The 12,256-nt window shown below is 42.5% G+C and carries 8 protein-coding genes and 2 pseudogenes; all 10 read right to left on the bottom strand.

Going from position 1 to position 12,256, the window contains the following annotated elements:
* Positions 1 to 43: 43 nt before the first annotated feature.
* Complete coding sequence (gene whiA / locus PS3_RS07930; RefSeq protein ID WP_007122588.1) at positions 44 to 976, bottom strand: DNA-binding protein WhiA; 933 nt, start codon at positions 974 to 976, stop codon at positions 44 to 46.
* A 32-nt stretch (positions 977 to 1,008) separates the two neighbouring features.
* A complete protein-coding gene (locus tag PS3_RS07925) occupies positions 1,009 to 1,986 on the bottom strand; it encodes a gluconeogenesis factor YvcK family protein (protein WP_007122587.1) in 978 nt (325 codons plus the stop codon).
* Positions 1,987 to 1,998: 12 nt separating this feature from the next.
* Positions 1,999 to 2,868, bottom strand: a complete 870-nt coding sequence (rapZ, locus tag PS3_RS07920) for an RNase adapter RapZ (RefSeq protein WP_007122586.1) — start codon at positions 2,866 to 2,868, stop codon at positions 1,999 to 2,001.
* A gap of 114 nt (positions 2,869 to 2,982) precedes the next feature.
* Positions 2,983 to 3,537, bottom strand: coding sequence for an NUDIX hydrolase (locus PS3_RS07915; RefSeq protein ID WP_050950899.1), 555 nt, complete (start codon positions 3,535 to 3,537; stop codon positions 2,983 to 2,985).
* A pseudogene (gene uvrA, locus PS3_RS07910) lies at positions 3,538 to 6,389 on the bottom strand (excinuclease ABC subunit UvrA). It lies immediately after the preceding gene.
* An 8-nt stretch (positions 6,390 to 6,397) separates the two neighbouring features.
* Positions 6,398 to 8,410 carry an excinuclease ABC subunit UvrB gene (gene uvrB / locus PS3_RS07905; RefSeq protein ID WP_007122585.1) on the bottom strand — a complete coding sequence of 671 codons (2,013 nt, stop codon included), beginning with the start codon at positions 8,408 to 8,410 and terminating at the stop codon, positions 6,398 to 6,400.
* Positions 8,411 to 8,511: 101 nt separating this feature from the next.
* A complete protein-coding gene (locus PS3_RS07900; protein ID WP_040468709.1) occupies positions 8,512 to 8,706 on the bottom strand; it encodes a hypothetical protein in 195 nt (64 codons plus the stop codon).
* 4 nt (positions 8,707 to 8,710) lie between these two features.
* Positions 8,711 to 10,436, bottom strand: a pseudogene (locus tag PS3_RS07895) (phospho-sugar mutase).
* A gap of 86 nt (positions 10,437 to 10,522) precedes the next feature.
* Positions 10,523 to 11,308, bottom strand: coding sequence for a Cof-type HAD-IIB family hydrolase (locus tag PS3_RS07890; RefSeq protein ID WP_007122584.1), 786 nt, complete (start codon positions 11,306 to 11,308; stop codon positions 10,523 to 10,525).
* An 8-nt stretch (positions 11,309 to 11,316) separates the two neighbouring features.
* The coding region (locus PS3_RS07885) for an MFS transporter (protein WP_040468707.1) at positions 11,317 to 12,256 on the bottom strand (940 nt) is incomplete at its 5' end.

The raw sequence follows: 12,256 nt of genomic DNA, 5'->3' as shown, positions 1-12,256 counted from the left end.
AAACTGAGGCTAGTGAAGAAATTCTTCACTAGCCTCAGTTTTTTTATGCTTCCGCCCGCAATTGATCAGCATAGTCATTGATTTTTCGCAAACGATGATTAACGCCTGATTTCGAGATTGGCCCGCCTGGTACCAATTCACCAAGTTCTTTTAAGCTCACTTCTTGATGCTGTAATCGTGTTTCAGCAATTGCCCGTAACTTCTCAGGTAGGTTCCCCAGGCCCACTCGAGCATCAATATATTTAATGTTTTCAATTTGCTTATTGGACGCATTGGCAATTTTATCCAGATTGGCATTTTCACAATTAACCAGGCGATTCACCGAATTGCGCATATCTCTTACAATCCGAATATTTTCAAATTTTAACATGCTAGTTGTGGCCCCAATTAATTGTAGAAAATCAGCAATCTTTTCAGCTTCTTTTAAATATACAATGTAACCACTCCGACGATTCGTCATCCGAGCATTTAAGCTATATTGATTAATCATTTCAGCAATCATTTCATTATGCTCTTCATATAATGAATAGATTTCCAGATGATAACGCGAAGTTTCGGGATTATTAACCGACCCTCCGGCTAGAAAAGCACCCCGCAAATATGAGCGAATCATCAAATCATCCGCTAATAATTCAACGGGTACCCGTTCCTTAATCTGAAAACCTTCTAAAATCCCTAGATCGCCTAAGATGTCTTGGGCATGGTAATTTAAGCGAACCACATAGGTATTATTCTTTTTTAACTTCATCTTGCGCCGTACTGAAATATCGCACTCTACTTGATAAAGTTGGCGAATCAAAGAATAGATACGGCGGGCAATCGCCGGACTTTCCGTTTGGATATTAAGCGTCATTTCATGATTGGCAATGCCCAGGGCGCCATTCATCCGAATTAATGCCATTAACTCGGCCCGCGCATTTTGATCCCGGACTTCAATTCCGGTTAATTCTTTTTTTACTTCACTGGCGTATGACATTTGTCCACCGTCCTTTGACTACCTATTTGTTATTAATGAACATCATGAAGTCGATTAATCAATTCGTCGACAATTAAATTCTGGTTATGAAAAGCCCCATTGTCACGTAACCGTAAGAAATTCGATGAAATCACCCGACAGTCTTGATCCCGTAATCCTTGGAAATCATGACCAACCGGGGAAGAAATCTCATTCCATTCTTGGAAATTAATGTAATCCTCGGGAACTCGTTCACTATTGACTAAAATGGTATCGATAAAATGATACCCCAAATGATGATTTAACACTCGAACATGATCGGCATCCGTAAAGCCGTCAGTTTCCCCTTTTTGGGTCATAATGTTACAGATGTAGATAATTTCCGCCTTCGTGGCTTTCAAAGCAGCTTGAACGTTTTTAATCATGAGGTTGGGTAAAATGCTGGTGAACAAACTTCCCGGTCCGATCACCACTTGATCGGCTTCTAAGATCGCATCAATTACCGCTGGCACGGCCTGCGGTTCATGGTCGTCTCCATCCGTCGTTACCCAAACACGCTTGATGTTCTTATGGGCACGAGTAATTTCAGATTCTCCTGCCATTTGCGTGCCATCAGTAAATTCAGCATTTAATACTAAAGGCTCATTAGCGACTGGATAAATCCGTCCATTAACCTTCATCAGATCGGTCAATTCTTGAACCGCTTCAAAAATACCGCCCTTCATTTCCGAAAGGGCCGAAATAATTAAATTTCCAATCGCATGTCCGGCAAAAAAACGGTCCGAGCTCTTGAAGCGATATTGAAAAATATCTAATTCTAAATTTGATAACTCAGACAGAGCGGCCATTGCATTTCGGATATCACCAGGTGGGACCACGTTGATATAATCTCGGATAATTCCTGATGACCCCCCATCATCGGCGACGGTCACCACAGCCGTAATATCTACATTATGATCACGCAGGCCACTTAAAACTACTGGCAATCCAGTCCCCCCGCCAATCACCACAACTTTTGGTTTATGAAACATGACAAATCCTTCCTACTGTGCTTTTTCTACATCACGATGATGAACGCTAGCTTGATAGCCGGCTTCACTTAAGGCCGTTGATAAACGATTCGCCATGGTAACTGAACGGTGTTGTCCGCCAGTACAGCCAATAGCGATGGTCAAACTACTTTTGCCTTCTTTAATATAACCTGGAAGAGTAGTCATCAGCAGCGCTAGAAAATGACGATAAAAAGCTTGGGCTTCGCTAGTTTGCATAACGTAATCTTGAACCGCTTGATCGTTACCGGTCAAGTGTTTTAATTCTGGTAAATAAAAGGGGTTCGGCAAAAAACGAACATCCATCACGATATCAGCGTCTAAGGGAAGCCCATATTTAAAGCCAAAGGACATCACATTGATATAAAATTGGTCAGCTTCCCCATCGCCAAAATAATCTTGGAGACGCAGTCTTAGTTGACGCGGAGTAAGGGTGGTCGTATCAACCACTAGGTCAGCTTCACTTTTCATGGTGGCCAATAATTGCCGTTCTCGTTGGATTCCTGACATCACCCCATCATTTTCGCTAAGCGGGTGCTCACGCCGGGTTTCTTTATAGCGAGCTACTAATTTAACGTCATCCGCATCCAAAAAGAGTAAGCGCATGGTAATGTCTTCGCGAGCACGGAGCTGATGAATCAAGGGCAAAACACTATCATAAAAAGATTGCGACCGAGCGTCCATTACCATGGCGATCTTTGAAAATTGATGAGATTCTTCAATCACATCAATAAAGCGGGGTGCCAGACTAGGTACCATATTATCAATCACAAAATAACCACTATCTTCAAAACTCTGTACCGCAACGGTTTTGCCGGCACCACTCATTCCAGTGATAACTACCACTTCTAATTGCTGGTCCATCTTTCTTCCCCCTCACAATTCTTTTATTAGTTTAACATACCGGGTGTGTCATTAATAGTTAGGCACCCTCGCTTTCTAAAAAATGAGGTTGGAAGAACCAACCTCATTAATTTTTTATCGATTAAAGAAACGATATCCACTTAGATGCAGTTCGTCCAAGGGATTTCGTTGTAATTCAACTTGAGTCGACAAGGTCGCTTTCACAACTTCTTTCGTAAAATCAGGTACCTGCATCGTATCCATCTCAGCTAGAGAATAAAAACCATAGGCATCATTTTCTGAATTCAGTCTAATTTTCCCACTTAGATATTCAACTTGAAAAGTTACATAAACATTATGAGCATTTTCGCGCGGTTGATCACCGACCATCACAACCTGGTTAGCTCTAACCTGAATTCCCAATTCTTCAGCAAATTCGCGAGCCACCGCTTCGTCTAAGTGATCAGTTTGTTCCACAAAACCGCCTGGATTAATCCAATTCCCTTTGCCAGGAATTTGGGTCCGCCGGACTAACAAAGCTCGATCGTCCTTAAGCAAAACACCTCCGGCGCTAATGGTACAGTCATTCCAATGGGTATAATCTCCTTGTGGACACACATCCCGTTGAACGTTATCAATTGTCACTTGTTCTAATGGATGACCACATTTCGGGCAAAAATTATATTGCATTTATTTCCCCTTCTCTGCGCGTGCTTGATCGCGATCAAGCATTTCTTTGAGATATTGACCAGTGTAACTATTGGTAACTTGGGCAACTGCTTCCGGCGTCCCAGTGGCCACCACTTGACCACCGCCAGCGCCACCTTCTGGGCCAAGATCAATTAACCAATCTGCGGATTTAATCACATCCAAATCATGTTCAATCACGAGGACGGTATTACCAGCATCAACTAGCCGTTGTAAGACCGCTAACAAACGTTTAACATCATCCATGTGTAAACCAGTGGTTGGCTCATCTAAAATATAGAAACTCTTACCATTTGATTGACGATGTAATTCAGAGGCTAGTTTCATCCGTTGGGCTTCCCCTCCTGATAAAGTCGTTGCCGGTTGACCTAACGAAACATATCCTAAGCCAACATCTTCAATCGTTTGTAACTTCCGTTTAATTTTTGGAATGGCACTAAAGAATTCTAAAGCTTCCGAAACCGTCATATCGAGAATCTGGGCAATATTCTTATCCTTATATTGAACCTCGAGGGTTTCTGAATTATAACGGGTCCCATGACAAACTTCACATGGTACATAGACATCGGGCAAGAAATTCATTTCAATCTTAATGATCCCATCACCCTTGCAGGCTTCGCACCGGCCTCCTTTAACGTTAAAACTAAAGCGTCCTTTATTATAGCCCCGTAATTTTGCTTCATTTGTTTGCGCAAATAATCCCCGGATGTCATCAAAGACTCCGGTGTAAGTGGCAGGGTTACTCCGGGGTGTGCGCCCAATTGGTGATTGATCAATATCAATCACCTTTTCGACATTTTTTACTCCGGCTACGGATCGGTAAGCCCCTGGTTTATCAGATGACCGGTTTAATTGTTGTGATAAGATCCGCTTTAAAATCGTGTTGACTAAGGTAGATTTCCCCGAACCTGAAACACCAGTCACTACTACAAATTTGCCTAATGGGAAATCAACGGTAATATCTTTGAGGTTATTTTCATGAGCCCCCTTAATGGTGATCTTTTTCCCGTTACCGGACCGACGAGTCGTTGGAACCGGAATGGTCAACTTCCCAGCTAAATATTTCCCCGTTAGCGATTTACGGGAACGCATTAATTGCTTTGGCGTCCCCGTCGCCATCACTTGACCACCCTTTTCACCGGCTCCCGGACCAATATCAACAATATAGTCCGCTGCTAACATGGTATCTTCGTCATGTTCTACCACAATTAAGGTATTGCCGAGATCGCGCATCTTCTTCAAGGAGGCAATTAAACGATCATTATCACGTTGATGGAGTCCAATGGAAGGTTCATCAAGTACATACATCACTCCTGATAAGTTGGATCCAATTTGAGTTGCTAATCGAATCCGTTGGGCTTCTCCACCTGAAAGAGTCCGTGCCTCCCGACTTAAGGTCAGATATTCCACACCAACATTTTGCATAAAAGTAAGTCGATCAATGATCTCTTTTAAAATTGGTCTGGCGATTGCCATTTTCTGTTCACTTAATTCCATTTCAGCAAAAAATGGTAACTCTTCACTAATTGGCAATTCTGAGACCTCACCAATATTGCGGTCAGCCACTTGAACACATAGAGCTTTCTCGTTTAAACGATAGCCATGGCAGTCAGGACAAGGTAATTCGGCCATATACTTACGCATCACTTCACGGGTAAAGTCCGAATTTGTTTCCCGATAACGTCGGTCCACATTGTTCATCACCCCTTCGAATTCGACATCAACATCCCGTACTCCACCAAAATCATTTTCGAAATAGAAATGAAATTGCTTATCGCCGTTACCATATAATAATTGCTGTTGTTGATGTTTAGAAAGTTGTTTAAAAGGCGTATCTAAATCAATTCCTTCACTCTCACAAAATTGTTCTAACAAACTAGGATAGTATTTTGACGAAATCGGGTTCCATGGTTCAAGTGCCCCTTCACGCAAGGTCTTCGTCCGATCCGGGATCACTAAATCAATATCAACTACTAATTTAGATCCAAGGCCTTCACATGTTGGGCAGGCCCCTACCGGCGCATTAAAAGAAAATAAACGTGGTTCTAGCTCGCCCACGGTAAAACCACAAATTGGACAAGCATATTGTTCGGAGAATGGAATGGCTTCGCCACCGATCACATCAGCAACTGCAAAGCCATCACTCAAACGTAGCGCAGCTTCAAAAGAATCAAAAAGTCGTGATCGAACTCCTTCTTTGACCACGATCCGATCAACCACCACGTTAATATCATGTTGCTTATTTTTGTCGAGTTCGGGAACTTCTTCCAAATCATAGGTTTGCCCGTCAACCTGTACCCGCACAAAACCATCTTTTTTAATTTTTCTAGGATTTTTTGTTGGCTTCCCCGCTTTCCACGGACCACTGGTGCCAAGATTTGTAATCGAGTTCGTTCTGGCAACGCAAGCACCCGATCAACCATTTGTTCAGGGGATTGACTAGTAATTGGAATGTGATCATTGGGACAAATCGGGGTCCCCACCCGAGCCCATAATAAGCGCAGGAAATCATTAATTTCCGTCACCGTTCCGACAGTTGAACGCGGGTTATGCGAGGTCGTCTTTTGGTCAATGGAAATTGCTGGTGAAAGTCCTTCAATGGAATCTACATCCGGTTTATCCATTTGACCTAAAAATTGACGAGTATAGGCTGATAAACTTTCCACATAGCGTCGTTGGCCTTCGGCATATATGGTGTCAAAAGCGAGTGAACTTTTCCCCGATCCTGATAATCCGGTAACCACAACTAATTTATTTTTAGGAATATCAACATCAATATTCTTCAAATTATGAGAACGTGCTCCCCGAATCTTGATTTTATCGTTTGTCGCCATTTTGTCTCCTATTTTTTCATCTTCGCGGTTAATTCCATCACAGTATCCCGTAAAATGGCCGCTTGTTCAAAGTCTAATCGTTTAGCTGCTGAACGCATTTGTTCATTTAAATCATCCAGCATCTTTTGCTGATCAGCCTTACTTAGTTGCATAAAGTCTTTTTCCGTAAATTCAGCTGATTGATCTTCTTCTGGATCTTCAACTGGTTTAACCGCACTAATTGCTTCTCGGATTGGTTTAATGATCGTTTGTGGTGTAATCCCATGTGCTTGGTTATAGGCCTCTTGAATCGTTCGCCGCCGTTTAGTTTCAGTAATGGCAGCTTGCATCGAATCAGTAATTGTATCAGCGTACATAATTACTGCTCCGTGAGCGTTTCGTGCTGCCCGGCCAATGGTTTGAATTAATGATCGCTCATTCCGTAAAAAGCCTTCCTTATCAGCATCTAAAATTGCCACTAATGAGACTTCCGGAATGTCTAATCCTTCCCGCAACAAGTTAATCCCCACTAAAACATCAAATTTACCTAGTCGTAAATCCCGAATGATTTCGGTCCGTTCCAAGGTCTTAATATCACTATGTAAGTACTTTACTTTTAATCCAGCATCTTTTAGATAATCAGTTAAATCTTCTGACATTTTCTTGGTTAAGGTCGTTACTAATACTCGCTCATTTTTCTCCACGCGAGTATTAATCTCACCAATTAAATCATCAATTTGCCCCATTACTGGTCGAACTTCGATGGTTGGATCCAGTAATCCCGTTGGTCGAATGATTTGTTGAACCACGTCTTGGGTTTGTTCTTCTTCATAAGGTCCGGGCGTGGCAGACATATATATTACTTGGTGAACATGTTGTTCAAATTCGGCCAGTTTTAAGGGCCGATTATCCAAAGCACTTGGTAAACGGAAACCATAATCAATTAACATTTCCTTCCGCGCTTTATCACCATTGTACATCCCGCGAACTTGAGGCATTGTTTGATGAGATTCATCGACAATTAACAGAAAATCCTTCGGGAAGAAGTCTAACAATGTGTAAGGTGGTTCGCCGGGCTTTCGCCGATCCATATAGCGCGAATAGTTTTCGATCCCATTGGTATAGCCCATTTCGCGCATCATCTCAATATCATAAGTGGTTCGTTGCTGAATCCGCTGAGCTTCAAGCAATTTACCTTCTTTGGTGAATTTGGCAACCTGTTTATGCATATCGGCTTCGATTTCTGGCAGGGCAACCTCCATCGTTTCCTCACTGGTCATAAAGTGGGTAGCCGGGAAAATTGAAGCATGTTCTCGGTCTCCTAAAACTTCACCAGTTAAAGCATCCACCTCGCGAATTCGGTCAATCTCATCACCGAAAAACTCAATCCGTAGAGCCCGCTCTTCTCGCGAAGCAGGAAAGATTTCAACCACATCGCCCCGGACCCGAAACCGTCCCCGTTGAAAATCAATATCATTACGATCATATTGGATTAGGACTAATTCTCGTAGTAAGCGATTGCGGGAAATCTCTTGGCCAACCCGTAAGGAAACCACGTGATTTTGGTACTCTGCTGGCGATCCTAAACCAAAGATACTAGAAACCGAAGCCACCACAATGACATCATTACGTTCAATCAGAGAACTCGTTGCTGAGTGCCGTAATTGATCAATTTCATCATTTACTGAGGCATCTTTCTCAATGTAAGTATCACTCGATGGTACATAGGCTTCTGGTTGGTAGTAATCATAGTAACTAACAAAATATTCCACCGCATTATTCGGAAAAAATTCCTTCATTTCCCCATATAATTGGCCGGCCAAAGTTTTGTTGTGTGACAAAATTAAAGTCGGCTTATTCACATTGGCGATCACATTAGAGATGGTGAAGGTCTTTCCAGTCCCCGTTGCTCCCAACAAGATCTGAGCCTTCTCCCCAGCTTGAATACCATCTGTTAGCTGTTGAATGGCCTCCGGTTGATCACCGGTTGGCTGAAACTTCGAAACTAGTTCAAATGGTCGGTCGGCTTGTCGATAAATCATGTCCATCCTCCGTACTATAAAAGGCTAGGATCACCCTAGCCTTTTATTCATAATTATTCTAATTTTAACACACGAACATGCATTCCCCTAATCAGGTGAACCTATTTATTTTCTGATTGTTCCTCTTGGCGCATTTGCATCCGTGTTATCCATGCAAATTGATAGCTAGCCGCCACTACATAAAGTAACAAACAAATAATCATCGGAATAAATAAGTGCATCACTAAGAACATCCCCGCCACAAACATGGCTAAATTACTCAAAATTGGAATTAAGGTTGGTAATGATCGTTTCATTGATTTAGGCTTCCGCAAATTCAGTTAAGTCATGGACAAATTGGTCTAGCTTTGCCACGGCAGCAGCTTGTGACTCATCACTAGTTCCAACATAGTATTTTAATTTCGGTTCGGTTCCAGATGGTCGAATCGCAATCCAAGTCTCATCACCAAAGACATAACGTAAGACATTGGAATTTGGCATTTGTAATTCTTCGACCGTTCCATTAGCTAACCGTCTTGTGTTATTAGAAAAATCATCGGCTTCCACAATTTGGTGGCCAGCTAATGAAGTTGGAGCCCCTTCCCGGAACTTGGTCATGATCGCGGCAATCTTCTTAGGTCCCTCGATTCCCGCATAGGTCTTAGAGATTGTCTTTTCTTCAAAGTAACCATATTCTTCAAAGAGTTCCTGTAACCCATCATACAGGTTCATCTCACGACTCCGATAGTAAGCGGCAATTTCGGCTAAGAGCACTAAGACTTGAATAGCATCCTTATCTCGGACAAAAGGCTTAATTAGGTAACCAAAACTTTCCTCAAAGCCAAACATAAAGGTATGGTTATGTTGCGTTTCGTATTGGTGAATTTGATCAGCAATCCACTTGAAACCAGTTAAGACATTGACCATGCCAACCCCGTATGATTCAGCCACCTTCGTTGCGAAATTGGTGGAAACAATTGACTTGACGGCCGTTGCATTAGCTGGTAAATCACCGGCTTGCTTATGAGCTTCTAGGATGTAGTGCAACAGAATTGTTCCGATTTGATTACCTGTCAAAAGTTGATATTCGCCATCTGGTTGACGAACGGCACAACCTAAACGGTCAGCATCCGGATCGGTTGCAATTAATAAATCGGCATCGATTTTTTTACCTTAAAGCCGTTGCTCTCACAAAGGCCTCTGGGAATTCAGGATTAGGATGTTCCAAACCTGGAAAATCACCGTTAGGACTGGCCTCTTCTGCCACTAATTCATAATTCGTAAACCCAGCTTGTTGTAAAGCCCGTTCACCAAGCATTCGCCCTGTCCCACAGAGGGGAGTGAAAACAAACTTCAGATCCTTACCATATTCTTTAGCCAAATCTTGATTAACGGTCACGGTTTTCGCGTTGTCTAAGTAAGCTTGGTCAACAGCTTCGCCAATAACTTCTTCAATCCCATCAGCTAGTAATTGACTTTCGTCAGCTAATTTCACGGTAAAAAGATCTTCAATTTGACGAATGTAAGTCGTCATCTGATCAGATTCTTTTGGTGGCATTTGCCCCCCATCTTCACCATAAATTTTGTAACCATTGTATTCTTTGGGATTATGGCTGGCGGTGATCATAATTCCGGCATAGGTATGTAAATGACGAACGGCAAACGATAATTCTGGAGTTGGTCGTAAATCATCAAAGATGTATGACTTAATCTGATGAGCTCCTAACACCCGAGCTGCCTCATGAGCAAACTCCCGAGAGTTATTACGCGAATCATATGAAATTGCAACCCCCCGTTGCTTCACTTCATCACCTAAGCTGTCCATCAACGTGGCTAACCCTTCTGTCGCTTGACGGACCGTATAAATGTTCATGCGGTTAATCCCAGGGCCCATCAACCCCCGCATCCCGGCTGTTCCAAATGACATTGGTTGATAAAAAGCATCTTCAAGTTCTTCATCATCGGTTACTGCAGTTAATTGATTCTTTAAGTTTTCATCTAAATCTGCATAATTTAACCATTCTTGATAAGTGTCTCTCCAAGTCATGCTTGATCGTCTCCTTTGCATAATCTGTGGATATTATAACTTATTTTCAATCAAATGAATACTTGTTCTAACCGAAAGTCACTTTATTAGAGTAAGCGCTCCATTATCCTAGCTACTCCATCGTTCTCATTCGTGTCGCCTACGATATCTGCCTGCATTCTAACCGATGGGGCAGCATTAGCAACGGCCACAGATATCCCCGCCCGTTTAAACATTGGAAGGTCATTTTCGTCGTCACCAACGGCTACAATTTCTTTGGGTACAGCCAAATGATGCTCTAATAAGTATTGGGGAGCGAGACCTTTATTAACACCTTGTCCAGTAATTGTTAGATAGCCATCTCCTGAATTAACTACTTGGATCTCAGGAATAGCTGTTTGTTGTAGGCAAGTAAAGACCGCTTTAAATTGGTTAGCATCTGGAATGACTATCAATAGTAATAACGGGTCATTTAGCGGCTGATTCATCCCGATTATATAGTCATCTGCTTGGCAATATTGTAATTCCGGAGTTAAATCGGCTGTTAAGCGTGGGAGATACCATTTCTCTTCATCCATCCAAGTTACCGGATAGTCTGGAAACTTTTTCCTCATCAGCTCCTTAATTTGCTGATAAATGGATAGTGAAATAGCATGTTTGGCTTGAATCCGGCGATCTTCTCCGATCCCTTCAAAAATTAGCGCCCCATTTAAGGCTGCTTGGGGACCAGTTAAATTCAATTGCTGAATAAACGGATCCATTTGTTTTGGTAATCGTGCCGAGCATAGCATTAATGGTAATTGATTGGACTTGATTACTCTAATCGTCTCTAGACTTAACTTGGCCTGCTCATTTAATAAGGTGTGATCTAAATCACTGATGAAATATTTCATCCGGATGCCTACTTTCCCTTGGGGATCGAGATGAAATAAACTATCCCGATACTAATGGATAAGATCATTAACACAATTAAAGCATGTTGGGTCCCGATCGCCGTAGTCCGTGCCATTTGACTAGCGGTATCGATCTGACTAGCAGCCACAATCATCGAAACCAAATTGGTCCCTAAAGCACCCGCAAACTGTTGTAAGGTGGTCATAATGGCGTTGCCTTGCGTTTGTTCGCCATAGCCTAGCTGACTTAAAGCACTAGTCATCACGCAGCCCATCCCAGCACCCATCCCGGCCATGTAGCCGATATAGATAAATAAGATTAATCCATTGGATAAGGACTGGCCAAACCAACTAAAGGCGATCAAAGATAAGATACTAAGGCTTATCCCCGTTAAAATTGGGGTTCGTGGTCCAACATGATCTAACCAAGAGCCAGCCAATGGAGCGCAGATTGCCCCCGCAAAACCTGCTGGTAATACGATCAAGCCGGCCAACATAGCGGAATTCCCGTTAACTAACTGGATATAGTTAGGAAGTAAAAAGGCGAGACCTAACGAAAGTATTTGCATCATAAAGAAGCCATACAGGTGCCCACTAAAGCGTTTGTTTTTTAATAGACCGAGCCGTAAAATTGGATCTGCAATTCGTAATGACCGAATAATTAGGATGACTAAAGCAATTAAACCAATGGTTAAACTACCGGCTACAGGTATCGACCAAAAAGCCGTTGCACTCATCTGATTAATTCCAATCATTAAGGCCGTGAAGAAAACAATAATTAAAGCAAATGACGCTCCATCGAAGCGATGAGCTTGCAGGCTTGATCCTTGGCGAATTCCCCAAACGCCAAGGCCTAAGGAGACTAGCAATAATGGTAATAATAAATAAAAGACCCATCGCCAACCCAATTGATCGACCACCACGCCTCCAAAGGTCGGTCCAAGCGCC

This window comes from Limosilactobacillus gastricus PS3, from assembly GCF_000247775.1.
Taxonomy (GTDB): domain Bacteria; phylum Bacillota; class Bacilli; order Lactobacillales; family Lactobacillaceae; genus Limosilactobacillus; species Limosilactobacillus gastricus_A.
This window is presented reverse-complemented; position numbering and strand designations above follow the sequence as displayed.

What these genes read in the sequence shown, in the direction of transcription:
- whiA (WP_007122588.1), bottom strand. Translation starts at nt 976, where the DNA reads ATGTCATACGCCAGTGAAGTAAAAAAAGAATTAACCGGAATTGAAGTC.
- PS3_RS07925 (WP_007122587.1), bottom strand. Translation starts at nt 1,986, where the DNA reads ATGTTTCATAAACCAAAAGTTGTGGTGATTGGCGGGGGGACTGGATTG.
- rapZ (WP_007122586.1), bottom strand. Translation starts at nt 2,868, where the DNA reads ATGGACCAGCAATTAGAAGTGGTAGTTATCACTGGAATGAGTGGTGCC.
- PS3_RS07915 (WP_050950899.1), bottom strand. Translation starts at nt 3,537, where the DNA reads ATGCAATATAATTTTTGCCCGAAATGTGGTCATCCATTAGAACAAGTG.
- uvrB (WP_007122585.1), bottom strand. Translation starts at nt 8,410, where the DNA reads ATGATTTATCGACAAGCCGACCGACCATTTGAACTAGTTTCGAAGTTT.
- PS3_RS07900 (WP_040468709.1), bottom strand. Translation starts at nt 8,706, where the DNA reads ATGAAACGATCATTACCAACCTTAATTCCAATTTTGAGTAATTTAGCC.
- PS3_RS07890 (WP_007122584.1), bottom strand. Translation starts at nt 11,308, where the DNA reads ATGAAATATTTCATCAGTGATTTAGATCACACCTTATTAAATGAGCAG.